The sequence below is a fragment of the Serratia sarumanii genome (genome assembly GCF_029962605.1).
Classification (GTDB): domain Bacteria; phylum Pseudomonadota; class Gammaproteobacteria; order Enterobacterales; family Enterobacteriaceae; genus Serratia; species Serratia sarumanii.
The window spans coordinates 801,778-828,775 of record NZ_CP124750.1; the positions used below are offsets into that span (position 1 = coordinate 801,778).

26 protein-coding genes are annotated in these 26,998 nt (G+C 60.3%); 18 read left to right on the plus strand and 8 right to left on the minus strand.

The genetic code is table 11. The features are described from left to right. Nucleotides 1-249: 249 nt before the first annotated feature. A complete protein-coding gene (locus tag SSARUM_RS03660; protein ID WP_049213101.1) occupies nt 250-1,590 on the minus strand; it encodes an MFS transporter in 1,341 nt (446 codons plus the stop codon). Nucleotides 1,591-1,916: 326 nt separating this feature from the next. Here SSARUM_RS03660 and queE point away from each other — a divergent pair, with 326 nt between their 5' ends. After that, the gene (gene queE / locus SSARUM_RS03665) at nt 1,917-2,588 is read left to right on the plus strand and encodes a 7-carboxy-7-deazaguanine synthase QueE (protein ID WP_043148130.1); all 672 of its coding nucleotides are present in this window, start codon (nt 1,917-1,919) and stop codon (nt 2,586-2,588) included. Nucleotides 2,589-2,617: 29 nt separating this feature from the next. Here queE and queD read toward each other — a convergent pair whose 3' ends face one another. After that, on the minus strand, nt 2,618-2,977 hold the full coding sequence (queD, locus tag SSARUM_RS03670; protein WP_004932638.1) for a 6-carboxytetrahydropterin synthase QueD: 360 nt from the start codon (nt 2,975-2,977) through the stop codon (nt 2,618-2,620). Between the two features lie 436 nt (nt 2,978-3,413). On the opposite strand from queD, the gene cysJ reads away from it, so the two are divergent. The 3 genes from cysJ to SSARUM_RS03685 all read left to right on the plus strand — a co-directional run bounded on the left by cysJ (nt 3,414) and on the right by SSARUM_RS03685 (nt 7,728). Continuing rightward, nucleotides 3,414-5,216, plus strand: a complete 1,803-nt coding sequence (gene cysJ, locus SSARUM_RS03675; protein WP_060430897.1) for an NADPH-dependent assimilatory sulfite reductase flavoprotein subunit — start codon at nt 3,414-3,416, stop codon at nt 5,214-5,216. Then, on the plus strand, nt 5,216-6,931 hold the full coding sequence (gene cysI / locus SSARUM_RS03680; RefSeq protein ID WP_060430899.1) for an assimilatory sulfite reductase (NADPH) hemoprotein subunit: 1,716 nt from the start codon (nt 5,216-5,218) through the stop codon (nt 6,929-6,931). Before cysJ ends, cysI begins: the two co-directional genes overlap by 1 nt. Before the next feature lie 62 nt (nt 6,932-6,993). Further along, on the plus strand, nt 6,994-7,728 hold the full coding sequence (locus SSARUM_RS03685) for a phosphoadenylyl-sulfate reductase (RefSeq protein ID WP_016929052.1): 735 nt from the start codon (nt 6,994-6,996) through the stop codon (nt 7,726-7,728). 57 nt (nt 7,729-7,785) lie between these two features. Here the strand turns inward: SSARUM_RS03685 and SSARUM_RS03690 are convergent, their stop codons facing one another. Further along, complete coding sequence (locus tag SSARUM_RS03690; protein WP_033649282.1) at nt 7,786-8,856, minus strand: aminopeptidase; 1,071 nt, start codon at nt 8,854-8,856, stop codon at nt 7,786-7,788. Between the two features lie 261 nt (nt 8,857-9,117). On the opposite strand from SSARUM_RS03690, the gene cysG reads away from it, so the two are divergent. The 5 genes from cysG to SSARUM_RS03715 all read left to right on the plus strand — a co-directional run bounded on the left by cysG (nt 9,118) and on the right by SSARUM_RS03715 (nt 13,957). Next, on the plus strand, nt 9,118-10,548 hold the full coding sequence (cysG, locus tag SSARUM_RS03695; protein WP_060422416.1) for a siroheme synthase CysG: 1,431 nt from the start codon (nt 9,118-9,120) through the stop codon (nt 10,546-10,548). Between the two features lie 22 nt (nt 10,549-10,570). Next, the gene (cysD, locus tag SSARUM_RS03700) at nt 10,571-11,479 is read left to right on the plus strand and encodes a sulfate adenylyltransferase subunit CysD (protein WP_004932620.1); all 909 of its coding nucleotides are present in this window, start codon (nt 10,571-10,573) and stop codon (nt 11,477-11,479) included. 11 nt (nt 11,480-11,490) lie between these two features. Further along, nucleotides 11,491-12,918, plus strand: a complete 1,428-nt coding sequence (cysN, locus tag SSARUM_RS03705) for a sulfate adenylyltransferase subunit CysN (RefSeq protein WP_033652939.1) — start codon at nt 11,491-11,493, stop codon at nt 12,916-12,918. Then, nucleotides 12,857-13,546: an adenylyl-sulfate kinase gene (gene cysC, locus SSARUM_RS03710; protein WP_077791443.1), complete on the plus strand. Its 690-nt coding sequence runs from the start codon at nt 12,857-12,859 to the stop codon at nt 13,544-13,546. The genes cysN and cysC overlap by 62 nt, the downstream gene beginning before the upstream one ends. An 84-nt stretch (nt 13,547-13,630) precedes the next feature. Beyond that, nucleotides 13,631-13,957 (plus strand): DUF3561 family protein, encoded by a 327-nt coding sequence (locus tag SSARUM_RS03715; RefSeq protein WP_004932611.1) that lies wholly within the window; start codon nt 13,631-13,633, stop codon nt 13,955-13,957. A 52-nt stretch (nt 13,958-14,009) separates the two neighbouring features. On the opposite strand, the gene SSARUM_RS03720 is transcribed toward SSARUM_RS03715, so the two are convergent. The 3 genes from SSARUM_RS03720 to SSARUM_RS03730 form a co-directional block, all read right to left on the minus strand. Continuing rightward, nucleotides 14,010-14,732 carry an amino acid ABC transporter ATP-binding protein gene (locus SSARUM_RS03720; RefSeq protein WP_049234102.1) on the minus strand — a complete coding sequence of 241 codons (723 nt, stop codon included), beginning with the start codon at nt 14,730-14,732 and terminating at the stop codon, nt 14,010-14,012. Next, a complete protein-coding gene (locus SSARUM_RS03725) occupies nt 14,716-15,483 on the minus strand; it encodes an amino acid ABC transporter permease (RefSeq protein WP_086556831.1) in 768 nt (255 codons plus the stop codon). The genes SSARUM_RS03720 and SSARUM_RS03725 overlap by 17 nt, the downstream gene beginning before the upstream one ends. A gap of 180 nt (nt 15,484-15,663) precedes the next feature. Next, nucleotides 15,664-16,434, minus strand: a complete 771-nt coding sequence (locus SSARUM_RS03730; RefSeq protein WP_033637160.1) for a basic amino acid ABC transporter substrate-binding protein — start codon at nt 16,432-16,434, stop codon at nt 15,664-15,666. A 403-nt stretch (nt 16,435-16,837) separates the two neighbouring features. On the opposite strand from SSARUM_RS03730, the gene ftsB reads away from it, so the two are divergent. The 8 genes from ftsB (at nt 16,838) to rpoS (ending at nt 23,143) form a co-directional block, all read left to right on the plus strand. After that, complete coding sequence (gene ftsB / locus SSARUM_RS03735; RefSeq protein ID WP_016929043.1) at nt 16,838-17,158, plus strand: cell division protein FtsB; 321 nt, start codon at nt 16,838-16,840, stop codon at nt 17,156-17,158. Nucleotides 17,159-17,161: 3 nt separating this feature from the next. Beyond that, nucleotides 17,162-17,869, plus strand: a complete 708-nt coding sequence (gene ispD, locus SSARUM_RS03740; protein ID WP_033649254.1) for a 2-C-methyl-D-erythritol 4-phosphate cytidylyltransferase — start codon at nt 17,162-17,164, stop codon at nt 17,867-17,869. A gap of 10 nt (nt 17,870-17,879) precedes the next feature. Continuing rightward, on the plus strand, nt 17,880-18,353 hold the full coding sequence (gene ispF, locus SSARUM_RS03745) for a 2-C-methyl-D-erythritol 2,4-cyclodiphosphate synthase (RefSeq protein ID WP_060430901.1): 474 nt from the start codon (nt 17,880-17,882) through the stop codon (nt 18,351-18,353). A gap of 4 nt (nt 18,354-18,357) precedes the next feature. Beyond that, nucleotides 18,358-19,404 (plus strand): tRNA pseudouridine(13) synthase TruD, encoded by a 1,047-nt coding sequence (truD, locus tag SSARUM_RS03750; protein ID WP_060430903.1) that lies wholly within the window; start codon nt 18,358-18,360, stop codon nt 19,402-19,404. Next, the gene (surE, locus tag SSARUM_RS03755; RefSeq protein ID WP_033637163.1) at nt 19,385-20,146 is read left to right on the plus strand and encodes a 5'/3'-nucleotidase SurE; all 762 of its coding nucleotides are present in this window, start codon (nt 19,385-19,387) and stop codon (nt 20,144-20,146) included. The genes truD and surE overlap by 20 nt, the downstream gene beginning before the upstream one ends. Beyond that, complete coding sequence (locus SSARUM_RS03760; RefSeq protein WP_033637164.1) at nt 20,140-20,766, plus strand: protein-L-isoaspartate(D-aspartate) O-methyltransferase; 627 nt, start codon at nt 20,140-20,142, stop codon at nt 20,764-20,766. Before surE ends, SSARUM_RS03760 begins: the two co-directional genes overlap by 7 nt. Before the next feature lie 325 nt (nt 20,767-21,091). Continuing rightward, nucleotides 21,092-22,090, plus strand: a complete 999-nt coding sequence (nlpD, locus tag SSARUM_RS03765; RefSeq protein ID WP_033649258.1) for a murein hydrolase activator NlpD — start codon at nt 21,092-21,094, stop codon at nt 22,088-22,090. Between the two features lie 54 nt (nt 22,091-22,144). Beyond that, nucleotides 22,145-23,143, plus strand: coding sequence for an RNA polymerase sigma factor RpoS (gene rpoS / locus SSARUM_RS03770; protein WP_004932578.1), 999 nt, complete (start codon nt 22,145-22,147; stop codon nt 23,141-23,143). A 79-nt stretch (nt 23,144-23,222) separates the two neighbouring features. Here the strand turns inward: rpoS and mutS are convergent, their stop codons facing one another. Further along, nucleotides 23,223-25,778, minus strand: a complete 2,556-nt coding sequence (mutS, locus tag SSARUM_RS03775; protein ID WP_060422784.1) for a DNA mismatch repair protein MutS — start codon at nt 25,776-25,778, stop codon at nt 23,223-23,225. 392 nt (nt 25,779-26,170) lie between these two features. Here mutS and SSARUM_RS03780 point away from each other — a divergent pair, with 392 nt between their 5' ends. Then, a complete protein-coding gene (locus tag SSARUM_RS03780; RefSeq protein ID WP_162846236.1) occupies nt 26,171-26,338 on the plus strand; it encodes a hypothetical protein in 168 nt (55 codons plus the stop codon). Here the strand turns inward: SSARUM_RS03780 and SSARUM_RS03785 are convergent. After that, nucleotides 26,335-26,952, minus strand: coding sequence for a Fic/DOC family protein (locus tag SSARUM_RS03785; protein WP_033649260.1), 618 nt, complete (start codon nt 26,950-26,952; stop codon nt 26,335-26,337). The genes SSARUM_RS03780 and SSARUM_RS03785 overlap by 4 nt on opposite strands. Nucleotides 26,953-26,998: the final 46 nt, after the last annotated feature.

Sequence of the window (26,998 nt, forward strand, 5' to 3'; positions counted from 1 at the left end):
GCTTAAAAGTGGCATAAGAAAAATTTATTTTCTTTTTATATCAGTCTGATATGCGATTTTTTATCGCCGGCTTCATGTATGGAAAGCCGGAGAAAAGTGAGCTGTTCGGCAAAAATGAATTAAAAATGACTCATTTTTGGGCGGCTAGTCACAATATTTTTACAGACTGATTACAGTTGCGGCCAGGGGATAAACAAACCCTATCGCCGCAGGGGAAAAAGCCCGCCGTCGGTGGCGGGCTTGCCAGGGTCAGGCCGCCGGTTGTAGCGTCGGTTTGCGGCTCATTTTGCATACCGTGGCGATGGCGGCGATCAGCGCCGGCACGCACAGGAACATCAGGATGCTCTGCACCTCCCACTGCATCGCCAGCAGTTGGGCGCCCATCATGGTGCCGGCGACGCCGCCGAAGCGGCCGATGCCCTGCATCCAGGCGATGCCGGTGGCGCGGCTGTGGGTGGGGTAGAAGGTGGCCGCCAGCGTTTGCAGCCCGGACTGCGCGCCGTTCATGGTGACGCCCATCAGGAAGATGAAGGCGCCCAGCAGCACGATGTGTTTGTCCTCGGTCGCCATCGCCACGATCAGCAGGGCAGTGGCGACAAAGCCGCTCGAGACCACCTTATGCGCGTTCCAGCGATCCATCAGCCAGCCGGCCACCAGGATGCCGAGCGTGCCGCCGAAGGTGAACAGCGAGGTGAGCATCGCCGATTGCTCCAGCTGGTAACCCAGTCCCTGCATCAGGATCGGCATCCAGCTCAGCAAAACGTAGTAGATCACCAGCCCCATAAAGTAGGTCAGCCACAGCATCAGCGTGCCGAGCAGGTAAGGGCGGCTGAACAGCAGGCCGACGCTGGTCTTGGTGTGCGTAAGCTTCTCTTCGTACAGGTAAAAACGCGTCACGCCGTCCAGGCTCTGGCTGACGAAGCGCTGTGCGATGCGCTTGATCTTCGCCGCATCCTGCCCGCGGTTGACCATGTATTTGACTGATTCCGGCAGCAGCAGGATCAGCAAAACCGTCAACGCCAGCGGCGCAATGGCGCCGAGCAGCAGCACGCTGTGCCAGCCGTAGCTCGGGATCAGCCACGATGAAATGGCGCCGCCGCCGGCCGCGCCCAGCGGGAAACCGCAGTACATGGTGTTGATCGCCAGCGAACGGCAGCGCTGCGGCGCGTATTCGGAGATCAGCGTGATGGCGTTGGGCATCGCCGCTCCCAGCCCGAGGCCGGTGAGGAAACGCCACAGCGTCAGGCTATTGAGCGAGCCGGCGTAGGCGGTGGCCAGGCTCGACAGGCCGAAGAACAGACAGGAAAACACCAGCACGCGCTTGCGGCCGATGCGATCGGAGATTGGCCCGGCGATCAGCGCGCCGAGCGACAGCCCCAGCAGCGCGGCGCTCAGCACCGGCCCCAGATCCTGTTTGATGATGCCCCAGTCTTTGGCGACCGAGGGGGCGATATAGCCCATGGCGGCGGTATCGAAACCGTCGATGGCGAGGATCAGGAATCCGAGAATGATCAGGGTCCAGTGAAACAGCGAAAACTTGCTGTCGTCGATGGCCTGCTGAATGTTCAACTCGCTGGTGGAATGAGTCATGGCACCCTCTAAACGCAGATGTAGTCGTGATGGATGGAACGTGGCCGAAACTGACGCTCGGCTTGTGTTTGCTTGTATATACATCTGCGCGTCGGCGCTTTATGTCAAATATATTTATCTTATGCGTTAAATAAATGTTGTTTTTGCGAAGCAGGTTACACCGTGAATGAAAGGCCAAGGCCCGACTCACAAATTAAATGAACGCCGTGGGTGGTGAGATATGCTGGCGGCGGCGCGGAGAATAAAATTTAATACAATGTTGGCCGTTTGGTCGCCGGGCCGGAATCTGCGATAATCGCTTTTTACTTTTCCAGATTGAGAAACCGATGCAGTACCCGATCAATGAGATGTTCCAAACCTTGCAGGGCGAAGGCTTTTTCACCGGCGTGCCGGCCATTTTTATCCGCTTGCAGGGCTGCCCGGTAGGGTGCAGTTGGTGCGACACCAAACATACCTGGGAAAAGGAAGCCAATCGGGAAGTCGACCTGCAACGGATCCTGGTCAAAACAGAGGAAAGCGACGCCTGGGGCAACGCCAGCGCCGAGCAACTGTTGGCGGTGATGCGCCAACAAGGTTACACCGCGCGCCATGTGGTGATCACCGGCGGCGAACCCTGCATCTACGATCTGACACCGCTGACCGAGCTGTTCGAACAGCATGGCTACGGCTGCCAGATTGAGACCAGCGGCACCCACGAGGTGCGCTGTTCCGCCAACACCTGGGTGACGGTTTCGCCGAAGGTGAATATGCGCGGCGGCATGAAGGTGCTGGATCAGGCGCTGCGGCGCGCCGACGAGGTGAAGCATCCGGTGGCGCGCGAGCGCGACATCGAGGCGCTGGACGCGCTGCTGGCGACGCTGCAGGACGACAAGGCGCGCATTATTGCGCTGCAGCCGATCAGCCAGAAAGAAGAGGCGACCCGCCTGTGCATCGAAACCTGCATCGCGCGCAACTGGCGGCTGTCGATGCAGACCCACAAGTATCTGAACATCGCCTAAAATCAGGGCGCCCTTGGGCGCCCTTTCTTTTAACCTTTATATACGCATCCCGCAGTACAGGTCTCTTTCACCATCACCGCAGTCAGTTCCGGCAACTGGGGCTTGAGCTGCTGCCAAATCCAGGCGGCGAGCACTTCGCTGGTGGGATTTTCCAATCCTGGAATATCGTTCAGATAATGGTGATCCAGCCGCTCCCAGATCGGGGAAAACACAGCCTTGAGCTCGGCGAAATCCATCACCCAACCGGTGTGGGGATCCACTTCACCGGTCACTTCCAGACGCACCATAAACGAATGCCCATGCAGACGGCCGCATTTATGGCCCTCCGGCACGTGCGGCAAGCGGTGTGCGGCTTCAAACTGAAAATCTTTAAACAGCGTGGTTGCCATTATTACGGCCTCATTGACTCAAAAACCGCCGCATAGTACCGGAAAGCGCGTCTGCTTGCCATTTATACCGTTATGGTCTAGCGCCGCGATAACCGCGCCCGGTTAACACTTTTTTTGTTTGGTGTTTGCGGCACCTATCGGCTGGGGTAATGAGCCGAAATGTTGAACGGTGAAAAAACGATGAAAAAAAGCGCTTTAATTTCATCTGGATAAAAAACTTTGTTTAACGGTTTAAGCGTTATCCCTTACCGGAAAAACAGCTTAGTCATTTTGGTTATGATTTATTGCTATCCCTTATTTAATCGTTGCTATTCTGCTCGGTAACCTTACAAACTCTCCTGATCTTTTCCGCACACCCGACGCAGCGAAGAGACAGCGACTGACACTGGCGCGCGCCTGGCAGGAAAGGCGCTAAGTATAGGAAATAAGTACAGCAATGACGACTCAGGCTCCTCCAACATCTTTGCTCCCGCTGACGCCCGAACAGCTGGCGCGCTTGCAGGCGACGATCGGCGACTATTCGCCGACGCAGCTGGCGTGGCTGTCCGGCTATTTTTGGGGCATGGTCAATCAACAGCCCGGAGCCGTGGCCATTGCGCCTGTCGCCCCTGCGGCTGCCGCCGGCATCACCATCATTTCCGCTTCGCAGACCGGCAATGCGCGCCGCCTGGCGGAGCAGCTGCGCGACGATCTGCTGGCCGCCAATCTGAGCGCCACGCTGATCAGCGCCGGCGACTACAAGTTCAAGCAGATAGCCCAAGAGCGCCTGCTGGTGATCGTCGCCTCCACGCAGGGGGAGGGCGAGCCGGCGGAAGAAGCGGTGGCGCTGCATAAATTCCTGTTCTCGAAGAAGGCGCCGAAGCTGAATGATACCGCTTTTGCGGTGTTCGGGCTGGGCGACACCTCTTATGAGAATTTCTGCCAGTCAGGTAAAGATTTCGACGGCAAGCTGGCCGAGCTGGGCGCCGAGCGCCTGGTGGAGCGCGTGGATGCCGACGTGGAGTACCAGGAACTGGCCGCCGCCTGGCGCAAACAGGTGGTGTCGGTGCTGAAGGCGCGCGCGCCGGCGGAAAGCGCCGCGCCGGGCGTGTTGGCCAGCGGCGCGGTCGATCTGCTCGACAGCAGCCCGTACAGCAAGGAACAACCACTTACCGCCCAGCTGGCGGTCAATCAGAAAATTACCGGCCGCGCGTCGGATAAAGACGTGCGCCATATCGAGATCGATCTGGGCGACTCCGGCCTGCGCTATCAGCCGGGCGATGCGCTCGGCGTATGGTTCGACAACGATCCGGCGCTGGTGGACGAACTGGTGCAGCTGTTGTGGCTGAAAGGCGACGAGCCGGTCGAGGTGGAAGGGCAAACCCTGCCGCTGGCGCAGGCGCTGCGCAGCCATTTCGAGCTGACGCAGAACACCACGCCGATCGTCGATAAATACGCCGCGCTGTCGCGCGACGAAACTCTCATCGGCCTGTTGGCGGATAAAGCTGCGCTGCAGCAGTACGCGCACAACACGCCGATCGTCGACATGGTGCGTCAGGCGCCGGCGGATCTGAGCGCCGAACAGCTGGTCGGCCTGCTGCGCCCGCTGACGCCGCGTCTGTACTCCATCGCCTCTTCGCAGGCGGAGAACGAAAGCGAAGTCCACATCACCGTGGGCGTGGTGCGTTACGACATCGACGGGCGCGCCCGCAGCGGCGGCGCCTCCGGCTTCCTGGCGGATCGCCTGGAGGAAGACGGCGACGTGCGGGTGTTTATCGAACACAACGACAACTTCCGCCTGCCGGCCAACCCGGAAACGCCGGTGATCATGATTGGCCCGGGCACCGGCATCGCGCCGTTCCGCGCCTTTATGCAGCAGCGCGACGCCGACGGCGCCGGCGGCAAAAACTGGCTGTTCTTCGGCAACCCGCACTTCACCGAAGATTTCCTGTATCAGGTCGAATGGCAGCGCTACGTGAAAGACGGCCTGCTGACCCGCATCGATCTGGCCTGGTCCCGCGACCAGCAACATAAAATATACGTACAAGACAAACTGCGCGAACAGGGCGCGGAAGTGTGGCGCTGGATTCAGGAAGGCGCGCACATTTACGTCTGCGGCGATGCCAATCGCATGGCGAAAGACGTGGAAAACACATTACTGGAACTGGTGGCCGAGCACGGTGGCATGGATACCGAGCAGGCGGATGAATTTTTAAGTGAGCTGCGCCTTGAGCGCCGTTATCAGCGAGATGTTTACTGATGAGTGATAAACACCCCGGGCCTTTGGTAGTCGAAGGCAAACTGGCCGATGCGGAGCGCATGAAGAAGGAGAGCAACTTCCTGCGCGGCACCATCGCCGAAGATTTGAACGACGGCCTGACCGGCGGCTTCAACGGCGACAACTTCCTGTTGATCCGTTTTCACGGCATGTATCAGCAGGATGACCGCGATATTCGCGCCGAACGCGCCGAGCAGAAGCTGGAGCCGCGCCACGCCATGATGCTGCGCTGCCGCCTGCCGGGCGGCATCATCAGCCCGCAGCAGTGGCTGGGCATCGACAAGTTCGCGCAGGAGAGCACGCTGTACGGCAGCATTCGCATCACCAACCGCCAGACGTTCCAGTTTCACGGCATTCTGAAAGGCAACGTCAAACCGGTGCACCAGCTGCTGAACCGCCTGGGGCTGGACGCGTTGGCGACCGCCAACGACGTCAACCGCAACGTGCTGTGCACCTCCAACCCGGTGGAGTCCGAGCTGCATCAGGAAGCCTACGAGTGGGCGAAGAAGATCTCCGAACACCTGCTGCCGCGCACCCGCGCCTACGCAGAGGTGTGGCTGGATCAGGAGAAGGTGGCCACCACCGACGAAGAGCCGATTCTGGGGCCGACCTACCTGCCGCGCAAATTCAAAACCACGGTGGTGATCCCGCCGCAGAACGACGTCGATCTGCACGCCAACGACATGAACTTCGTGGCGATCGCCGAAAACGGCAAGCTGGTGGGCTTCAACCTGCTGGTGGGCGGCGGGCTGTCCATCGAACACGGCAACAAGAAGACCTACGCGCGGCAGGCCAGCGAATTCGGCTACATTCCGCTCGAGCATACGCTGGCGGTGGCGGAAGCGGTGGTGACCACGCAGCGCGACTGGGGCAACCGCACCGATCGCAAGAACGCCAAAACCAAATACACGCTGGAGCGCGTCGGGGTGGACGTTTTCCGCGCCGAAGTGGAAAAGCGCGCCGGTATCACCTTCGCGCCGATCCGGCCGTATGAATTCACCGGCCGCGGCGATCGCATCGGTTGGGTGAAGGGCATCGACGATCAGTGGCACCTGACGCTGTTTATCGAGAACGGCCGCCTGCTGGACTATCCGGGGCGCCCGCTGAAGACCGGCATGGCGGAGATCGCCAAGATCCATAAAGGCGACTTCCGTCTGACGGCGAACCAAAACGTGATCATCGCCGGCGTGCCGGAAAGCGAGAAGGCGAAGATCGAAGCCCTGGCGCGCGAGCATGGCCTGATCGACGACGAGATCAGTGAGCAACGCAAGAACTCGATGGCCTGCGTATCGTTCCCGACCTGCCCGTTGGCGATGGCGGAGGCCGAGCGCTTCCTGCCGCAGTTCGTCACCAAGGTGGAAGGGATCATGCATCGGCACGGGGTGGGCGACGAGCATATCGTGCTGCGCATCACCGGCTGCCCGAACGGCTGCGGCCGCGCGCTGCTGGCGGAGCTGGGGCTGGTGGGCAAGGCGGTCGGCCGCTATAACTTGCATTTGGGCGGCAACCGCGAAGGCACGCGCATTCCGCGTATGTACCGCGAGAACATCAACGAAGACGAGATCCTGAGCGAGATCGACCTGCTGGTGGGGCGCTGGGCGAAGGAGCGCAACGCCGGCGAAGGCTTCGGCGACTTCACCATCCGCGCGGGCATCGTCAAACCGGTGCTGGATCCGGCGCGAGATTTCTGGGAGTGAGGCCGGGCGGCCCCTGGGGCAGAGGGGCCGCACAGGTAATTTCAAGTAGCAGGAGAGACAACATGGCTGAATTCGATCTGGCGGCGCTGAACGCGTTGCCCAAATCCGGGCAGGCGCTGGCATTGGCGGTGGTCAACGGCCAACTGGAGACCCTCAGCGCCGAACAGCGCGTTGCATGGGCGCTGGAGCATCTGCCCGGCGAGTTCGTACTCTCGTCCAGTTTCGGCATTCAGGCGGCGGTATGCCTGCACCTGGTGACGCGCATCCGGCCGGATATCCCGGTGATCCTGACCGACACCGGTTACCTGTTCCCGGAAACCTACCGCTTTATCGATCAACTGACCGACCAGCTGAAGCTGAATCTGCAGGTGTTCCGCGCCGAACAGTCTCCCGCCTGGCAAGAGGCGCGCTACGGCAAGCTGTGGGAACAGGGCGTGGAAGGGATTGAGAAGTACAACCAGATCAACAAGGTCGAGCCGATGAACCGCGCGCTGGAGACGCTGGGGGCGCAGAGCTGGTTCGCCGGCCTGCGGCGCGAGCAGTCCGGCAGCCGCGCCAATCTGCCGGTGCTGGCGGTGCAGCGTGGGGTGTTCAAGATCCTGCCGATCATCGACTGGGACAACCGCAAGATTTACCAGTACCTGACCGAACATGGGCTGAGCTATCACCCGCTGTGGGAGCAGGGCTACCTGTCGGTAGGCGATACCCACACCACCCAGAAGTGGGAGCCGGGCATGAGCGAGGAAGAGACGCGTTTCTTCGGCCTGAAGCGCGAGTGCGGCTTGCACGAAGGCTAAACGGCGCGATCAACATGACAGGGCTCAGTTCAATGCTGGGCCCTGTTTTTTTGCGGGCTACTTTTTCTTCTGTGCTTTCGGCGGGTGCGCCTGCGCCAGCTCTTTGATCAGCGGCAGCAGGATCTGCACGCTTTCGCGGCTGCGTTTGTCGATCCGCCCCGGCAGATAGCGATCCAGATACTGCAGGTTGTCATACTGCGGGCGGTGCCAGGTGATGCCCTGCGGGAAGTGCGGGCTGACGGCGCGCTGCTGGTAGCCGTCCTTGTCGCCCAGCGACCAGTTGGTGGCCTCCACTGACAGCACCGGGATGCCTGCGGCGTCGAACACCTCTTGATCGGAGCAGCAGCCGGTGCCCTTCGGATGCTGGGCGCTACCCGGATTGCTGGCGGCGGCGATGCCGTAGCGGTGGGCGATATCCAGCGCGCGATCGCGGGAGCGTTTCGCCATTTGCGGCGGCGTGTTGCGCCCGGCGTTGAAGTACAGACGATCGCCGGTGATCAGGCTGTCGAGGTTGATCACCAGCACGGTGTTGCTTTTCTCTTCCGCGCTCATGCGTTGCAGGTAGTTTTGTGCGCCCAGCGAGCCGATCTCTTCGGCACTGGTGGCGACGAAGCGCAGGCCGTAGGCGGTGGGGATGCTTTTCAGGCGCTCCGCCAGTTCCAGCATCACGCCGATGCCGGAGGCGTTGTCGTCGACGCCCTGCAGCGTCAGGCCGCCGAGGTTGTTATCCAGGTCTTCGTCGCTCTGCGGCGTGTAGGTGTCGAAGTGGGCGACAATCACTATTTGTTTCGGGCTGTCGCCGTTGCGGGCGGCGATCACCGAGCTGGCGGTGACGTTGTTCCAATTCTTCTTGCCGTCTTTGCTGGTGTAGAGATAGCGCGTGTTGACGCTGCGAATATCGCTTTGATAACCCATCTTGCTGAACTGCTGCTTCAGGTAGTCGGCGGTGAGCAATTCGGCCGGGCTGCCCGCCATGCGGCCGGGGAAGTAAGTGGCGATGTGGCGGGTCTGTTCGGCGGCGAAACGGCCCATTGGCGCGTCTTTTGCGGGCTGTGCGGCACAAACGCTGAAGACGCCGCCGAGTGCGAGGGCCAGCAGGCTGGTCTTCAGGTAAAAACGGGAAAACATACCGAAAAATCCTTCTTTGCTATCGGCGCTGCCGATCATTTTTCTTCGGCACCCAGTATGAGACGCCGGGCGGCATTACACAATTTCCCCGTCTCTTAATTTTCGCGCGAATGCGCAAACCGTCGCCGCAGTTATCACCGTTTGCCTCTGGCGTTGCGGCCTATATTCCATAAAGGAACTAATCATTCCTTTTCGTCATTTCAGAGGCTAAATCTCAGCCCGTATAGTCACACTATCTTTCTGTTATATGAAAAGGCTGTTGTGGACTATCTACCAATATTTGCCGACCTGAAACAACGTCCGGTGCTGGTCGTTGGCGGCGGTGACGTGGCTGCGCGCAAAGTCGATCTGCTTCAGCGCGCCGGGGCTGAAATACGGATAGTTGCGCAGTCGCTCTCACCGGAACTGGAACAACAACGTCAGCAAGGGCAACTGCTCTGGCTGGGGAAAACCTTTGACCCGCAACAGCTGGACGACGTGTTTCTGGCGATCGCCGCCACGGACGACAACGCGCTGAATGCCGCGGTGTTCGCCGAAGCGGATAAACGCCGGGTGTTGGCCAACGTGGTGGACGATCAGCCGCGCTGTTCGTTCATCTTCCCGTCGATCATCGATCGCTCGCCGCTGGTGGTGGCGGTGTCGTCCAGCGGCCAGGCGCCGGTGCTGGCGCGGTTGCTGCGCGAAAAGCTGGAGGCGTTGCTGCCCGCCAGTTTGGGGCAGATGGCGCAGGTGGCGGGCCGCTGGCGCGGCCAGGCCAAACAGCGGCTGGCCTCGATCGGCGAACGTCGTCGTTTCTGGGAGAAAACCTTCGGCGGCCGTTTCGCCACGCTGGTGGCCAACGGCCAGACGGCGCAGGCGGAGCGGCAGCTGGAGCAGGATTTGCAAAGCTTCGCCGCAGGCGATGAAGGCGTGCAGGGCGAGATAGCCCTGGTGGGCGCCGGGCCGGGCGACGTGGGGCTGTTGACCCTGCGCGGGCTGCAGGTGATGCAGCAGGCGGACGTGGTGCTGTATGACCATCTGGTCAGCGGCGAGATCCTCGATCTGGTGCGCCGCGACGCCGAACGCATCTGCGTGGGCAAGCGCGCCGGCGCGCACTCGGTGATCCAGGAAGAGACCAACCGGCTGCTGGTGGAGCTGGCGCAGCAGGGCAAACGCGTGGTGCGCCTGAAGGGCGGCGATCCGTTCATCTTTGGCCGCGGCGGCGAAGAGCTGCAGGTGGCCGCCGCCGCCGGCATCCCGTTCCAAGTGGTGCCGGGTGTCACGGCCGCCGCGGGGGCGACCGCCTACGCCGGCATTCCGCTGACGCACCGCGACCACGCGCAGAGCGTGACCTTTATCACCGGCCACTGCCGCCCCGACGGCGATGGCCTGGACTGGGCCGATCTGGCCCGGGCGCGGCAGACGCTGGCTATCTACATGGGCACCATGAAGGCGGCGGACATCAGCCAACGCCTGATCGCCCACGGCCGCGCTGCCGATACGCCGGTGGCGGTGATCAGCCGCGGCACGCGCGCCGATCAGCAGGTGCAGATCGGCACGCTGGATCAACTGGAACATCTGGCCCAACGGGCGCCGCTGCCGGCGCTGCTGGTGATTGGCGAAGTGGTGGAACTGCACCATCAAATCGCCTGGTTCGGGCATCAATCGCAGACGGAAGGGGCCGCGCGCCCGGCCGTCGTGAATTTGGCATAGGCAAGGCTTTTAAGGATCTGTTATGGACGAAAAACGACTCACTCATTTGCGGCAATTGGAGGCGGAGAGTATCCATATCATCCGTGAAGTCGCCGCTGAATTCGCCAACCCGGTGATGCTGTATTCCATCGGTAAAGACTCTTCCGTGATGCTGCATCTGGCGCGCAAGGCGTTCTTCCCCGGCACGTTGCCGTTCCCGCTGCTGCACGTCGATACCGGCTGGAAGTTCCGCGAAATGTACGAATTCCGCGATCGCACCGCGAAGGAGTACGGCTTCGAGCTGCTGGTGCATAAAAACCCGGAAGGGGTGGCGATGGGCATCAACCCGTTTGTGCACGGCAGCGCCAAGCATACCGACATCATGAAGACCGAGGGCCTGAAGCAGGCGTTGAACAAGTATGGTTTCGACGCCGCCTTTGGCGGTGCGCGGCGCGACGAGGAGAAATCGCGCGCCAAAGAGCGCATCTATTCGTTCCGCGATCGCTTCCACCGCTGGGATCCGAAAAACCAGCGGCCGGAGCTGTGGCACAACTACAACGGCCAGATCAACAAAGGGGAGAGCATCCGCGTCTTCCCGCTGTCGAACTGGACCGAGCTGGATATCTGGCAGTACATCTTCCTGGAAAAGATCGACATCGTGCCGCTGTACCTGGCGAAACCTCGCCCGGTGGTGGAGCGCGACGGCATGCTGATGATGGTGGACGACGATCGCATCGATCTGCAGCCGGGTGAAGTGATCAGCCAGCGCATGGTGCGTTTCCGCACCCTGGGGTGCTGGCCGCTGACCGGCGCGGTGGACTCGCAGGCGCAAACCCTGCCGGAGATCATCGAAGAGATGCTGGTCTCCACCACCAGTGAACGCCAGGGGCGGATGATCGATCGCGATCAGTCCGGCTCGATGGAGCTGAAAAAGCGTCAAGGGTATTTCTAAGGAGCCGCCGGATGAACAACGCAATCGCACAACAAATAGCCGACCAGGGCGGCGTCGAATCCTATCTGCACGCGCAGCAGCACAAGAGCCTGCTGCGCTTTCTGACCTGCGGCAGCGTCGATGACGGCAAAAGCACCCTGATTGGCCGCCTGCTGCACGATACCCGCCAGATCTACGAGGATCAGCTGTCGACGCTGCACAGCGACAGCAAACGCATCGGCACCCAGGGCGAGAAGCTCGATCTGGCGCTGCTGGTGGACGGCCTGCAGGCCGAGCGCGAGCAGGGCATCACCATCGACGTGGCCTATCGCTATTTCTCGACTGAAAAACGCAAATTTATCATCGCCGATACCCCGGGGCATGAGCAGTACACCCGCAACATGGCCACCGGTGCCTCCACCTGCGATCTGGCGATCCTGTTGATCGACGCGCGCAAAGGGGTATTGGACCAGACTCGCCGCCACAGCTTTATCGCGACCCTGCTGGGCATTCGCCATCTGGTGGTGGCGGTGAACAAGATGGATCTGGTGGACTACCAGGAAGCGGTGTTTGAGCAGTTCAAACAGGATTACCTGACCTTCGCCCAGCAGCTGCCAGGCGATCTGGACATCAAATTCGTGCCGCTGTCGGCGCTGGACGGCGACAACGTGGCGAGCGAAAGCGCCCATATGCCGTGGTACAGCGGCCCGACGCTGCTGGAAGTGCTGGAGAGCGTGGACGTGGTCAGCGAGCGAGAAAACCAGCCGCTGCGCTTCCCGGTGCAGTACGTCAACCGCCCGAACCTCGATTTTCGCGGCTATGCCGGCACGCTGTCCGCCGGCGTGGTGCGGGTGGGGCAACGGGTCAAGGTGCTGCCTTCCGGCGTGGAGTCCAGCGTAGCGCGCATCGTGACCTTCGACGGCGATCTGCAAGAGGCGGTGCCGGGCGAGGCGATTACGCTGGTGCTGAAGGATGAGGTGGACATCAGCCGCGGCGATCTGCTGGTCGACGCCGGCGAAAGCCTGCAGGCGGCGCAGAGCGCGCTGGTGGACGTGGTATGGATGGCCGAGCAGCCGCTGGTGCCGGGCCAGAGCTACGACATCAAGATCGCCGGTAAAAAGACCCGCGCCCGCGTGGAGAGTATCCGCCATCAGGTGGAGATCAATACGCTGGCGCAGCACCCGGCAGACACGTTGCCGCTTAACGGCATCGGCCTGGTGGAGCTGACCTTCGACGAACCGCTGGTGCTGGACAGCTATCAGAGCAATCACGACACCGGCGGGCTGATCTTCATCGATCGCATGAGCAACGTCACGGTGGGCGCCGGTCTGGTGCGTGAAACGCTGCAGGCCGCATCGGCGGCGCGCGGCGAGTTCAGCGCTTTCGAGCTGGAGTTGAATGCGCTGGTGCGCAAGCACTTCCCGCACTGGGGCGCACGCGATCTGCTCGGTGGCCGATAAAGTGGCCGCTGAACTGAGGGCGACCGGGCCGGACGATGAGAACGTGGTTTGGCATCCGCACGCGGTGACGCGCGCGGATCGCGAAGCGCGCAACGGCCACCGCGGCGCGGTGCTGTGGTTTACCGGGCTGTCCGGCTCGGGCAAATCCACCGTCGCCGGCGCGCTGGAGCAGGCGCTGCACGGGCTCGGCGTCAGCACCTATCTGCTGGACGGCGATAACGTGCGCCACGGCCTGTGCCGCGATCTCGGCTTCTCGGACGAAGATCGGCGCGAGAACATCCGCCGGGTGGGGGAAGTGGCCAAACTGATGGTGGATGCCGGGCTGGTGGTGCTGACCGCGTTCATTTCGCCGCACCGCGCCGAGCGGCAGATGGTGCGCGAAATGCTCGGCGACGATCGCTTTATCGAAGTGTTCGTCGACACGCCGTTGGCGATCTGCGAGGCGCGCGATCCGAAGGGATTGTATAAAAAAGCGCGCGCCGGCGAGCTGCGCAATTTCACCGGCATCGACGCGGTTTACGAGGCGCCGCAGCAGCCGGAAATCCACCTCGATGGCCAACAATTGGTAACAAATTTGATTGCGCAATTGTTAGACGTGTTGCGTGGTCAGGCTATTATCAAACCCTGAATTCAAAAAAAGCGTGTGGCGTTTTTCGCCATGCGCTTTTTACTCTAAGCCGCCGCAGAGCGAGCCGAATAACCAGGGATCACTATGCAAAATGTCACGCCTATCTTGATCGACTCCAAGCAGTCAAAACAGGAGAGAGAAGAGCCTTCTTATTCTTTCCTGGGCGGCGTCAGCGGCTTTGTTTTCTACTGGCTGGCGTTCGCGTTGCCGTTCCTGGTTTACGGTTCCAACACGCTGTTTTTCCTGCTCTATACCTGGCCGTTCTTCCTGGCGCTGATGCCGCTGTCGGTGCTGATCGGCATCACCCTCAGCATGCTGTTGCGCGGTCGTCTGATCCTGACGCTGCTGCTGACCGGCGCCATCGTGCTGTGCCTGTTCTGGCTGGTGTTCAGCTTCCTGACCGGGTGGTGAGAGAGCGGGCGCCGATGCCGGCGCCCGAAGGATTGCAAAGCGGTGCCGAAGGTTACAAAACTTTGCTCAGAAACGCCTGTGTGCGCGGATTGGCCGGATGGCTGAAGATCTGCTGCGGCGCACCTTCCTCCTGAATGATCCCCTGATCGATAAACAGCACCCGATCGGCCACCTCGCGGGCAAAGCCCATCTCATGCGTGACCACCACCATGGTCATGCCCTCGTGGGCCAGCGATTTCATCACCGCCAACACTTCGCCCACCAGCTCCGGATCGAGCGCGGAGGTGGGTTCGTCGAACAGCATGATCTTCGGCTCCATCGCCAGCGCGCGGGCGATGGCCACCCGCTGCTGCTGGCCGCCGGACAGGCTGTTGGGGTAGGCGTCGATCTTGTCGAGCAGGCCGACCTTGCGCAGCAGCTGTTCGGCTTGCGCGATGGCTTCGGCGCGCGGCCGTTTCTTCACGCTCACCGGCGCCATGATGATGTTTTCCAACACCGTCATGTGAGGGAACAGGTTGAAGCGCTGGAACACCATGCCCACGCTTTCACGCATCTTGTTCAGGTCGGTTTTCTGATCGTGGATGGCGAAGCCGTTGACCTCGATCTCGCCGCCGGAGAGCGTTTCCAGCGCGTTGATGCAGCGCAGGAAGGTGCTCTTCCCGGAGCCGGAAGGGCCGATGACGCACACCACTTCGTTGGTGGCGATCCGGCAGGAAATGCCGCGCAGCACGTGGCTCTCGCCGAACTGTTTTTGCAGGTTATGTACGCGAATCACTTTTACCGAACCTCTTTTCCATGTGTTGCACCAGCAGCGAGAGCAGGAAGGTGATGACCCAATAGACCAGCGAAATGGTCAGGTAGGGCTCCCAGTAGGTGGCGTAGGCGCCGGAGACGGTGCGGGCGGCATAGGCCAGATCCGCCAGGCCGATGGCGGAGGCCAGCGACGAATCCTTGACGATGGCGATGGCGTTGTTGCCCAGCGGCGGCAGCATGCGGCGGAAGGCCTGCGGCAGGATCACCTGGCGCATGGTCTTGCCGTAGCTCATGCCCAGCGAACGCGAAGCTTCCATTTGGCCGCGGTCGATAGACTGGATCCCGGCGCGGAAGATTTCCGACACATAGGCGCCGGCGTTGAGCGTGATCGCCACCACGCAGGAGAGAAAGGCGCCGTAGTCGGCGCGCAGTGCGCGGGCAAAATCGACGCTCATCAGGCCGCTGGTGACCAGCAGGCCGTCGCGCGGGTTGATGAACAGCGGCACCAGCGCGAAGTGCACGACCATGATTTGTACGAACAGCGGCGTGCCGCGAAAGGCGCTGATGTAGATGCGCACCGGCCACTGAACGCCGTAATGCAGTATGGGTTTCCAGATGCCGTGCGGCGCCTGCGCCAAACGACCCAGCCCGAGGATCAATCCCCAGGTGGTGCCCAGCAGCACGCAGATAATGGTGCATTTGATGGTCATCCAGGCGCCTTCCATAAACAGCGGCGCGTATTCCTGGATAATCTCCCAGCGGAAGTTCAAGATCAGATCCTTATTTAAGCGTGTTAAGGCTACTGCGCGTTGTCATCTTGGGATTGGGCAGTGCTCGCCATCCTCATGGACTGCGTGTCCACTCCGGTGGCTGTGCGCTGGCCGCACCCAATCTGACTTAGCTCGCTACGCCTGTTTATTTACTGGCCGACTGCGCTGAGGCGCGCCAGTTGTTTATTCCGCCGGCAGCGTCGGTACGTTGCTGTCGAACCAGGTTTGGTAGATCTTGGCGTAGGTGCCGTCGGCGACGATCTTCTTCAGGCCGGCGTTAATCTTGTTACGCAGTTCGTCGTTGCCTTTGGCGACGGCGATGCCGAAATACTGGCGCTCGAACTTGGCGTCGGACACCAGCTTGAAGGCCTTCTCAGGGTGGGTTTTGATATAGAACTTGGCCACGCCGACGTCGCCGACCGCCGCGCCGATGCCGTCTTCATACAGCTCCTGCAGCATCAGCGGCGTATTGTCGAAGCGCTTGATGGCGGTGCTGTTTTTGCCCAGCACATCGGACACCACGATGTCGCCGGTGCTGGAGTTCACCACGCCGACCTTCAGCGCTTTCAACGCGGCGATGGAATCGACCGTCGAGTCCTGCGGCACGACGATGGCCTGTTCGGCCGGGAAGTAAGGCGCCGAGAAATCAACCATTTGCTTGCGTTTGTCGGTGATGGTGATGCCGGAAATGATGATATCGCGATCGCCGGAATTCAGCGTGGCGAAGATCCCTTCCCACGGCGTATTGATCAGTTTGATTTGGAAGCCTTCGGCCTTGGCCACCGCTTTGATGATGTCGATGTCGAACCCTTCCAGCTGTTTTTGGCTGTTTTCAAATTCGAACGGCCGATAGGTGCCGCCGGAGCCGACAACGTAGGTAGGTTCAGCCGCCAACGCGGCGGTGGAGAAGGTGGCGGCCAGGCAGGCGCCGATCAGAACTAAACGTTTTAACATCGCGATCCCCGATAATGAAAGGTTATACATTGGAGTTATTTATGCACTAGTAGTGCATAAAAATAAGCTTCAATGAATGAAAGTGCAACCGCTGTATGAGGATTATTCTTTCTATGGTGGTAAATATTCATTTTTTGCATTGCTGTGGCGTAAGCGATGGGCCGGTAAGCGGCGGTGCAGTGATTCTTGCTGCATAATGGAGGAAGGGCAGTGTGTCTCTCATCGGAAAACGCGCCGCGCGCGTCGGGTAAAAGGGGCTTTTTTTGCCGCTTTCGCCGCGGATTTGGGTTATAAACTCGGGAACCCTTCATCCGTATTCTGAATTTGGCGTTGAAATGCCGCTCTCAGTGTGGAGTCCAACGAGAAGTTGTGGGATGATTGGTCGGTTTTTCAGGGGGCGGAGATGGGAAAACTTACGCTGCTATTGCTGGCATTGCTCGGTTGGTTACAGTATTCACTGTGGCTGGGCAAAAATGGTATTCACGATTACGTGCGGGTCAATGAAGACGTTGCGGTCCAGCAGGGCAACAACGCCAAGTTGAAAGCGCGTAACGATCAGCTGTTTGCCGAAATCGACGATTTGAACGGCGGACAGGAAGCGATCGAAGAGCGTGCGCGTAATGAGCTGGGCATGATCAAGCCCGGTGAGACTTTCTATCGTCTGGTTCCTGACCAATCCAGACGCAACGCGGCGTCTTCCTCGCAAAACAACGCACAAAAATAACGCATGAATCACTCCGCAGGCACCTTTCCCTCGGTGATTGCCGTCCTGCCCGCTGCCGGTATCGGCAGCCGCATGCAGGCGGAATGCCCGAAGCAATATTTAACTATCGGCCGGCATAGTATCGTCGAACACGCCATCCATGCCCTGTTGCGCCACCCGCGTATCGAGCGGGTGATCGTGGCGATCGGCCCCGAAGATCGCCAGTTCGAACAGTTGCCGATCGCCCAGGATCCGCGGGTGATCGTCACCGAGGGCGGCAAGCAGCGCGCGGATTCGGTGATGGCCGGGCTGAATCTGGCGGGCGATGCGGACTGGGTGCTGGTGCACGACGCCGCGCGCCCCTGCCTGCACGCCGACGATCTCGAGCGCCTGCTGGCGATTACCGCACACAGTAAGGTCGGCGGCATTCTCGCCGCGCCGGTGCGCGACACCATGAAACGCGCCGAACCCGGCCGCGAAACCATCGCCCATACCGTCGATCGGCAGGATCTGTGGCACGCGCTGACGCCGCAGCTGTTTCCGCTGCCGTTGCTCAAGCAGTGCCTGCAGCGCGCGCTGGATGAAGGCGCGAACGTCACCGACGAAGCCTCGGCGCTGGAGCATTGCGGTTACCATCCGCTGCTGATCGCCGGCCGGGCGGACAACATTAAAGTAACGCGGCCGGAGGATTTGGCGCTGGCGGCGTTCTATTTGACTCAGTTAGACAATTAAGGAGCGCACCATGCGTATCGGTCACGGTTTTGACGTACATAAATTCGGCGGCGAAGGCCCGTTGGTGATCGGCGGTGTTCGCATCCCTTACGACAAAGGTTTGCTGGCCCACTCCGACGGTGACGTCGCGCTGCACGCCGCGACCGATGCCCTGCTGGGCGCGGCGGCGCTGGGCGATATCGGCAAGCTGTTCCCCGATACCGATCCGGCGTTCAAAGGCGTCGACAGCCGCGAACTGCTGCGCGAAGCCTGGAAACGCATTCGCGCCAAAGGGTATCGCCTCGGCAACCTCGATATCACCATTATCGCCCAGGCGCCGAAAATGGCGCCGCACATCCCGCAGATGCGCGTTTTCCTGGCGGAAGATCTGCAGTGCCATATGGATGACGTCAACGTGAAGGCCACCACCACCGAGCAGCTCGGCTTCACCGGGCGCGGTGAGGGCATCGCCTGCGAAGCGGTTGCCTTGCTGATCAAGGAATAACCGCATGGATATGGCGAATCTGACCTGGCTGCATGGCCGGCCGCAGAGCACCGGGGTGTTGAAAGCCAATCCGGAAGATTTCGTGGTGGTGGAAGATCTGGGCTTTGCACCGGACGGTGAAGGCGAGCACGTGCTGGTGAACATCCGCAAAAACGGCTGCAATACCCAGTTCGTGGCCGACTATCTGGCGCGCTTCGCCAGTATTCACGCCCGTTCCGTCAGCTATGCCGGCTTGAAGGATCGCCACGCGGTGACCGAACAGTGGTTCTGCCTGCATATGCCGGGCAAGGACACGCCGGATTTCTCCCGGTTTGCGCTGGAAGGCTGCGAGGTGCTCTCGTATGCCCGCCACCTGCGTAAAATGCGCATCGGCAACCTGAAGGGCAACCACTTTACGCTGGTGCTGCGCCAGATTTCAGATCGTCAGGACGTTGAGCGCCGTCTGCAGGCCATCGCCGCGCAGGGCGTGCCGAACTACTTCGGCAGCCAGCGTTTCGGCCGTGGCGGCAACAACCTGGTGATGGCGCGCCGCTGGGCGAATGATGAAATTCGCGTCAAAGAGCGTAGCAAGCGCAGTTTTTACCTCTCTGCCAGCCGCAGCGCGCTGTTTAATCTGGTCGCGAGCAGGCGCCTGACGGACGGCCTGCAGCGCACCGTGCTGGAAGGTGACGCCCTGCAGCTGAGCGGCCGCGGCAGCTGGTTTGTCGCCAAAGCCGATGAGCTGGAGACGTTGCAACAGCGCTTGGATGCCGGTGAGCTGGTTGTCACCGCGACGTTGCCGGGCGACGGCGAGCCGGGCACCGCCGGCAGCGCGTTGGCATTTGAACAACAATGCTTGGCGGAGCAGCCGGAATTGCTTACGCTTTTAAAGCGCGAGCGTGTCGACCCCACTCGTCGGGCCCTGCTGCTGCAGCCGCAAAATATGCGGTGGAGCTGGTGGGATGACGTTACCGTGGAACTGCGCTTCTGGCTGCCGGCAGGCAGCTTCGCCACCAGCGTGGTTCGCGAGATCATGCAGCAGGATGACAGCGATGCGGATATTGCTGAGTAACGATGACGGCGTCAGCGCTCCGGGCATTCAGGTGCTGGCGGCGGCGCTGCGGGAATTCGCCGAAGTGCAGGTTGTGGCGCCGGATCGTAACCGCAGCGGCTCTTCCAATGCCTTAACGCTGGAGTCGCCGCTGCGCACGCAGACGCTGGCCAACGGGGATATTGCGGTGCTGCAGGGGACGCCGACCGACTGCGTTTACCTTGGCGTCAACGCCTTGATGCGCCCGGCGCCCGATATCGTGGTCTCCGGCATCAACGCCGGGCCGAATTTAGGCGACGACGTCATCTATTCCGGCACCGTCGCGGCGGCGATGGAGGGCCGGCACCTGGGGCTGCCGGCGCTGGCGGTGTCGCTGAACGGCCACCGGCACTACGCGACCGCCGCCGTCATTACCTGCCGCATCCTGCGCGCGCTGCAGCGAGAACCGTTGCGAACCGGAAAAATCCTGAATATCAACGTACCGGATCTGCCGCTGGCGGAGATCAAAGGCCTGCGCGTGACCCGCTGCGGCAGCCGCCATCCAGCCGACAAGGTCTTCTGCCAGCAGGATCCGCGCGGACAAAATATCTACTGGATCGGGCCGCCTGGTGATAAATTTGATGCCGGGCCGGATACCGACTTTGCGGCGGTGGAACAAGGCTATGTGGCGATAACGCCGCTGCAGGTGGATTTAACCGCCTACGCGGCGCAAGAAGTCGTGAAAACATGGTTAACCAAAGCAGAGGTTAGCGGGGAATGGTGAACAAGCGCATGCAAACATTGCTGACGCAGCTGCGGCAGCAGGGGATCCGGGACGAAAAGCTGCTGCGGGCGATCGAGGCGGTGCCGCGCGAGCGTTTTGTCGACGAAGCGCTGGATCATAAGGCCTACGAAAACACCGCATTGCCGATCGGCTCCGGCCAGACCATTTCCCAGCCTTATATGGTGGCGCGGATGACCGAACTGCTGAATCTGACGCCCACCTCGCGGGTGCTGGAGATCGGCACCGGTTCCGGCTATCAGACCGCCATCCTGGCGCATCTGGTGCAACACGTTTGTTCCGTCGAACGCATCAAGGGGTTGCAGTGGCAGGCCAAGCGCCGCCTGAAGCAGCTCGATCTCCACAATGTTTCCACCCGCCACGGCGATGGCTGGCAGGGCTGGGCGTCGCGCGGCCCGTTCGATGCGATCATCGTCACTGCCGCGCCGCCGGAGATCCCGCAGGCGCTGGTGGAACAGTTGGACGACGGCGGTATTCTGGTGTTGCCGGTGGGGGAGCAGGCTCAAACTCTCAAACGCATTCAGCGTCATGGCAACGAGTTCGTTGTCGATGCGGTAGAAGCGGTGCGCTTTGTGCCACTGGTGAAAGGCGAATTGGCCTAGCGATCGTCTGATTTTTCGACCGTCGGCAAAATCTGTTGCACTTTCATCATGCCCGGATAAGGTTTTCTCGTTCCAATCAGGTTAATTTTCACTAGAATTGGCCTTTCTACGTAGTTGTCTTATGGTGCGGCAACGCCAATCTGGTTAGCATTGGCGCGCGTTTTGATGCTCCGGCGCGAGATGACCTGGCATTCAGGGATCGGCCGGCGGCGCCTTTACATCGCAGAAACTGGGAAGTGGCAAAAGCTCGGCTACGATGTAAAGGGTATTTTGGATATATCACTGATATTGCTGTCATGGGGGAAGCATGAGCACGGGAAGCCCAATGATTACGTTACGCCGGGTTGCGGTGTGTACGATGGTAAGTTTGTGGTTGGCGGGTTGTACGAACAATGCCTCAACGTCGGCCCCTATCAGCAGCGTGGGTGGCGGCGGCGCCGTTCCATCCGGCAATAATAATGGCGGGGCGCAGCAGGCCAGTCCAGAGGGCCGCATTGTTTATAACCGCAGTTATAACGCCATTCCTAAAGGGAGTTACAGCGGCGGCGACACCTATACGGTCAAGCGCGGCGACACGCTGTTTTATATTGCCTGGATCACCGGCAACGATTTCCGCGACCTGGCGCAGCGCAACAATATTCCCGAGCCATACAGCCTGAATGTTGGCCAAACCATTCAGCTTGGTAATGGTTCCGCCAACGGCGGCGGCGGTATGTTGGCGACGACTGACGCGACCCAAGGCGGCGTTCCGAAGCCACCTTCCACCTCCCAGATCCAGACGGCAACGGTTGATTCTCAATCAACTAACGCGTATTCTGAAAACTCGGGTAAACAGAATGTAGGTAAGATGTTACCTGCAGCAGGGGCCGCAGCGGTTGGGACCGCGGCTGCGCCTGTTACCGCGCCGGAAGCCGCTCCACCAGTGAGCAGCACCGTCAGCAACAGCGCTCCGGTCAGTACCTGGAGATGGCCGACTGACGGTAAGGTTATTGATAACTTTTCCTCATCAGAAGGTGGGAATAAGGGTGTCGATATCGCCGGTTCCCGTGGGCAGCCGATCTTCGCTACCGCCGATGGCCGCGTAGTGTATGCAGGCAACGCTTTACGGGGTTACGGTAATCTAATCATCATCAAACATAATGATGATTACCTGAGCGCCTACGCTCATAACGACACAATGCTGGTCCGGGAACAACAAGAAGTGAAGGCGGGTCAAAAAATAGCCACCATGGGTAGCACCGGTACCAGTTCAGTACGTTTGCATTTTGAAATTCGTTACAAGGGGAAATCCGTAAACCCGCTGCGTTATCTTCCGCAGCGATAGATTGGGCAGAATACGCTGAGATTCTGCTCGCGGTATCACGGGTAGGAGCAGCATATGAGCCAAAATACGCTGAAAGTTAACGAGTTACATGATGATGCGGATTTCGACGAGAATGGAGCTGAGGCCGAGTCGTTTGATGAAAAAGCGCTGGTAGAAGAAGAGACCAGCGAGAACGATTTAGCGGAAGAAGAGCTGTTGTCTCAAGGCGTTACGCAACGCGTATTGGATGCGACGCAGCTCTATCTGGGTGAGATCGGTTATTCACCTCTGCTGACCGCAGAGGAAGAAGTCTATTTTGCGCGGCGTGCTCTGCGCGGTGACGTGCCGTCCCGCCGCCGCATGATTGAAAGCAACCTGCGGCTGGTGGTGAAAATCGCCCGCCGCTACAGCAACCGCGGTCTGGCACTGCTGGATCTGATCGAAGAGGGTAACCTCGGTCTGATTCGCGCAGTGGAAAAATTCGACCCGGAACGCGGTTTCCGCTTCTCCACTTACGCAACCTGGTGGATCCGTCAGACGATTGAACGGGCGATCATGAACCAAACCCGTACCATTCGTTTGCCTATCCATATCGTCAAAGAACTGAATGTCTATCTGCGCACCGCGCGCGAGCTTTCCCACAAGCTGGATCATGAACCGAGCGCTGAAGAGATTGCCGAGCAACTCGACAAGCCGGTGGATGACGTCAGCCGCATGCTGCGTCTGAATGAGCGCATCACCTCGGTGGATACGCCGCTGGGCGGGGATTCGGAGAAAGCGCTGCTGGACATTCTGGCCGACGAGAAGGACAACGGGCCTGAAGACACCACGCAAGACGACGATATGAAGCAAAGCATCGTCAAATGGCTGTTCGAACTGAACGCCAAACAGCGTGAAGTGTTGGCGCGTCGTTTCGGCCTGCTGGGCTATGAAGCGGCGACGCTGGAAGACGTAGGCCGGGAGATTGGCCTGACGCGCGAGCGCGTCCGTCAGATTCAGGTTGAAGGTCTGCGCCGTCTGCGTGAGATTCTGCAGATGCAGGGCCTTAGCATTGAGGCGCTGTTCCGCGAATAACGCCGGTTGTTGAACCGCATCAAATAAAAACGGTGAGCGTCATGCTCACCGTTTTTTTATGCCCGCGTTTGGCGCCAGACTACACCATATTTTTCAGCCGGTAGATCCATTCCAGCGCCTGGCGCGGCGACAGGGAATCCGGATCCAGCGCTTCCAGGGCTTCAACCGCCGGCGAGGTTTCTTCCTGCAGCAGCGTCATCTGGGTGGCATCGACGCTGCCCGAGGCGGTGTGGCTGGAGATAGACTCCAGCTCGCGCAGCTTCTGGCGGGCGCGCTTGATGACGTCGCGCGGTACGCCGGCCAATGCGGCGACCGCCAGGCCATAGCTTTTGCTGGCGGCACCGTCCTGCACGCTGTGCATGAAGGCGATGGTATCGCCATGTTCGAGCGCGTCCAGATGCACGTTAACCACGCCTTCCATTTTCTCCGGCAGGGTCGTCAGCTCGAAGTAGTGGGTGGCGAACAGCGTCATCGCCTTGATGCGGTTGGCCAGGTTCTCGGCGCAGGCCCAGGCCAGCGACAGGCCGTCGTAGGTGGAGGTGCCGCGGCCGATTTCATCCATCAACACCAGACTGTGCTCGGTGGCGTTGTGCAGGATGTTGGCGGTTTCGGTCATCTCCACCATGAAGGTGGAGCGGCCGGAAGCCAGATCGTCCGCCGCGCCGACGCGGGTGAAGATGCGATCCACCGGGCCGATGGTGGCCTTGGTGGCCGGCACGTAACTGCCGATGTGCGCCATCAGCACGATCAGCGCCGTTTGCCGCATATAAGTGCTTTTACCGCCCATGTTCGGGCCGGTAATGATCAGCATACGGCGCTGTGGCGACAGGGTGAGCGGGTTGGAGATAAACGGCTCGCTCAGCACCTGCTCCACCACCGGGTGACGGCCTTCGGTAATGCGGATCCCCGGCTGCTCGCTCATGGTCGGGCAAGCGTAGTTCAGGGTATCGGCGCGCTCGGCCAGGTTGGCCAGCACGTCCAGCTCGGCCAGTGCGGCGGCGCTTTGCTGCAGCTCCGCCAGGTGCGGCAGCAGCAGATCGAACAGCTCGTCGTACAGGCTTTTCTCGATCGCCAGCGCCTTGCCCTTGGAGGTGAGCACTTTGTCTTCGTACTCTTTCAATTCCGGGATGATGTAGCGCTCGGCGTTTTTCAGCGTCTGACGGCGCACATAGTGGATCGGCACCAGGTGGCTTTGGCCGCGGCTGACCTGAATGTAGTAGCCGTGTACGCCGTTGAAGCCGACCTTGAGCGTATCCAGCCCCAGCTTTTCACGCTCGCGGATCTCCAGCCGATCGAGGTAATCGCTGGCGCCGTCGGCCAGTGCGCGCCACTCGTCCAGCTCGCTGTTGTAACCGGGGGCGATCACGCCGCCGTCGCGCACCAGCACCGGCGGGGATTCAATGACCGCGCGCTCCAGCAGCTCGCGCAGCTCGTCGAACTGGCCCACCTGAGACAGCAGCTGCTGCACGTGCGGGGTATCCACATCTTGCAGCAGCGCGCGAATGTCGGGCAGTTGCTGGAAAGCATGGCGCATGCGCGCCAGATCGCGCGGCCGGGCGGTGCGCAGCGCCAGACGCGCCAAAATTCGCTCCTGATCGCCCACCTGACGCAGTGAAGGCTGCAGATCGGTGAACAGCTCCTGCAATGCGCCGATCGCCTGTTGGCGGGCGGTGAGAACCTTGATATCGCGGGTCGGCATGTGCAGCCAGCGTTTCAGCATGCGGCTGCCCATCGGCGTGACCGTGCGATCGAGGATCGCCGCCAGCGTGTTGTCGCTGCCGCCGGACAGGCTCTGCGTCAGTTCCAGGTTGCGGCGGGTGGCGGCGTCCATGATGATGCCGTCCTGCTGGCGCTCCATGGTGATGCCGCGAATGTGCGGCAGCGAAGTGCGCTGAGTATCTTTGACGTACTGCAGCAGGCAGCCGGCGGCGCGCAGCGCCTGGTGCGCCTGTTCGACGCCGAAACCGGTCAAATCGCGGGTGCCGAACTGCAGGTTGAGCTGCTGACGCGCGGTCTCAAGCTCGAATTCCCACAGCGGGCGGCGGCGCAGGCCGTGGCGCTGTTCGATCAGCGCCATTTGTTCGAAGGTTTCCGGGTAGAGCAGCTCGGCCGGATTGGTGCGCTGCAGCTCGGCGGCCATGGTTTCCAGATCCTGCGGCTCGGCGACGCGAAAGCGGCCGGAGCTCACGTCCAGCGTGGCGTAGCCGAAGCCGCGCGCGTCCTGCCAGATCGCCGCCAGCAGGTTGTCCTGGCGCTCTTGCAGCAGCGCTTCGTCGGTGATGGTGCCGGGCGTGACGATACGCACCACTTTGCGCTCGACCGGCCCTTTACTGGTGGCCGGATCGCCGATCTGCTCGCAGATGGCGACGGACTCGCCGAGCTGCACCAGCTTGGCCAGGTAGTTCTCTACCGCGTGGTGCGGCACGCCGGCCATCGGGATCGGTTCACCCGCCGAGGCGCCGCGTTTGGTCAGCGAGATATCCAGCAGCTGGGAAGCGCGCTTGGCGTCGTCGTAAAACAGCTCGTAGAAGTCGCCCATGCGGTAAAACAGCAGGATTTCAGGATGCTGGGCCTTGAGGCGCAGGTACTGCTGCATCATCGGCGTATGCGAATCGAGTTTATCGGTGCTATTCATGCGATTATTTTTCCAATCCATTGAATGTAAAGGGAACTGTGATTTTCATTGTCGTCATTCGCTATCACATTGTTTCAGCAGGCGCCGCCCCATTCAGCGCTTGGCGGGCGGCGCAAATCAAATCATCAAAACGCCAAACGGCGCGCTCAAACCCGAGGTTTGCACAGACGCTTATACTAGCCCAGCGGGCAATCGGCTGTCACAGGTAAAAATGGGAAGCGCTGCGCAAGGAGGAGTTGTAACGAAGCGAGATTGTCGTTCGCCTGCGGGCAACAACGCAAGTCGCCGCCCGTTGAGGCGGCGTGGAGTTTATTGCGCGGCGGTGAGGGGCATGAAGTTATGTACAATCCTTGATATAATCTCATCAATGAATTTTCTGATCGGGGGGCGTCATGAGTAATACTAAAAAAGTGCCGGTGGGTTATGTTAAGCCATCTCGTACGGACATTGCCCGCTCAGTGGCGACATCAACGGCGGTTGAAACAGGTCAACCTTCAGCCAGAATTGAAGCTTCTTTAGAAGAAGTGCGTAAAAAATTCGCTCATCTGCGCCTTGCCTAATACTTTCTTAGTGCTTGGTTGACCCAGTGTTTCATCGGCTCGTAGTTCATGTTCATACCCGAGTGAATAGACGAGATATATTGGGCTCTGTTTTGTTCCCAGCTTTGATAATCCAACGGTTTATGCCCACCCTGAACCGCCATCACATCGGCCAACAGCCGTGACAAACGGCCATTCCCTTCTCTAAAAGGGTGTATGAGTATCAGTTCAACATGGATTATCGCGATCGCTTCTATCAGCTGTTCTTCGCTCATGTCTGAGCAAGGTGTGTAACTTGCCAGGTATTTCACTTCGAAATCGTCCAGTAGTTTGGGCAATCGCGTCGAAGGGGCAAACATGAAGCCTCCTTTGCTGATATTGACGGCTCTTGCTTGTCCAGCCCACGCATAAATATTGCCTAACCAGCGGTGATGCCATCCCTTAAGCATCTCGACGGTGATTCTTCCTAATGGAAAGTGCTGTTCGAAAACGGAACGGTAGAGCTGCTCCAGCAACACCAACTCGGCGCCGTCGAGTTCGTCGCTATCGGTGATGCCCAGCTTATTGGCTAGAACTTGCTCGCCGGATTCTTTCTCATATTGACCTTCGCTGCTGGAAACATGGTATCGGCTCATGAATACGCTCGATGATAATAAGGTGGGGGATAAGGCAAGTATAATC

Bases quoted from the DNA above. Each gene is read 5' to 3' on its own strand.
- SSARUM_RS03660 (WP_049213101.1), bottom strand. From the start codon at position 1,590: ATGACTCATTCCACCAGCGAGTTGAACATTCAGCAGGCCATCGACGAC.
- queE (WP_043148130.1), top strand. From the start codon at position 1,917: ATGCAGTACCCGATCAATGAGATGTTCCAAACCTTGCAGGGCGAAGGC.
- queD (WP_004932638.1), bottom strand. From the start codon at position 2,977: ATGGCAACCACGCTGTTTAAAGATTTTCAGTTTGAAGCCGCACACCGC.
- cysJ (WP_060430897.1), top strand. From the start codon at position 3,414: ATGACGACTCAGGCTCCTCCAACATCTTTGCTCCCGCTGACGCCCGAA.
- cysI (WP_060430899.1), top strand. From the start codon at position 5,216: ATGAGTGATAAACACCCCGGGCCTTTGGTAGTCGAAGGCAAACTGGCC.
- SSARUM_RS03685 (WP_016929052.1), top strand. From the start codon at position 6,994: ATGGCTGAATTCGATCTGGCGGCGCTGAACGCGTTGCCCAAATCCGGG.
- SSARUM_RS03690 (WP_033649282.1), bottom strand. From the start codon at position 8,856: ATGTTTTCCCGTTTTTACCTGAAGACCAGCCTGCTGGCCCTCGCACTC.
- cysD (WP_004932620.1), top strand. From the start codon at position 10,571: ATGGACGAAAAACGACTCACTCATTTGCGGCAATTGGAGGCGGAGAGT.
- cysN (WP_033652939.1), top strand. From the start codon at position 11,491: ATGAACAACGCAATCGCACAACAAATAGCCGACCAGGGCGGCGTCGAA.
- cysC (WP_077791443.1), top strand. From the start codon at position 12,857: ATGCGCTGGTGCGCAAGCACTTCCCGCACTGGGGCGCACGCGATCTGC.
- SSARUM_RS03715 (WP_004932611.1), top strand. From the start codon at position 13,631: ATGCAAAATGTCACGCCTATCTTGATCGACTCCAAGCAGTCAAAACAG.
- SSARUM_RS03730 (WP_033637160.1), bottom strand. From the start codon at position 16,434: ATGTTAAAACGTTTAGTTCTGATCGGCGCCTGCCTGGCCGCCACCTTC.
- ftsB (WP_016929043.1), top strand. From the start codon at position 16,838: ATGGGAAAACTTACGCTGCTATTGCTGGCATTGCTCGGTTGGTTACAG.
- ispD (WP_033649254.1), top strand. From the start codon at position 17,162: ATGAATCACTCCGCAGGCACCTTTCCCTCGGTGATTGCCGTCCTGCCC.
- ispF (WP_060430901.1), top strand. From the start codon at position 17,880: ATGCGTATCGGTCACGGTTTTGACGTACATAAATTCGGCGGCGAAGGC.
- truD (WP_060430903.1), top strand. From the start codon at position 18,358: ATGGATATGGCGAATCTGACCTGGCTGCATGGCCGGCCGCAGAGCACC.
- surE (WP_033637163.1), top strand. From the start codon at position 19,385: ATGCGGATATTGCTGAGTAACGATGACGGCGTCAGCGCTCCGGGCATT.
- SSARUM_RS03760 (WP_033637164.1), top strand. From the start codon at position 20,140: ATGGTGAACAAGCGCATGCAAACATTGCTGACGCAGCTGCGGCAGCAG.
- nlpD (WP_033649258.1), top strand. From the start codon at position 21,092: ATGATTACGTTACGCCGGGTTGCGGTGTGTACGATGGTAAGTTTGTGG.
- rpoS (WP_004932578.1), top strand. From the start codon at position 22,145: ATGAGCCAAAATACGCTGAAAGTTAACGAGTTACATGATGATGCGGAT.
- mutS (WP_060422784.1), bottom strand. From the start codon at position 25,778: ATGAATAGCACCGATAAACTCGATTCGCATACGCCGATGATGCAGCAG.
- SSARUM_RS03780 (WP_162846236.1), top strand. From the start codon at position 26,171: ATGAGTAATACTAAAAAAGTGCCGGTGGGTTATGTTAAGCCATCTCGT.
- SSARUM_RS03785 (WP_033649260.1), bottom strand. From the start codon at position 26,952: ATGAGCCGATACCATGTTTCCAGCAGCGAAGGTCAATATGAGAAAGAA.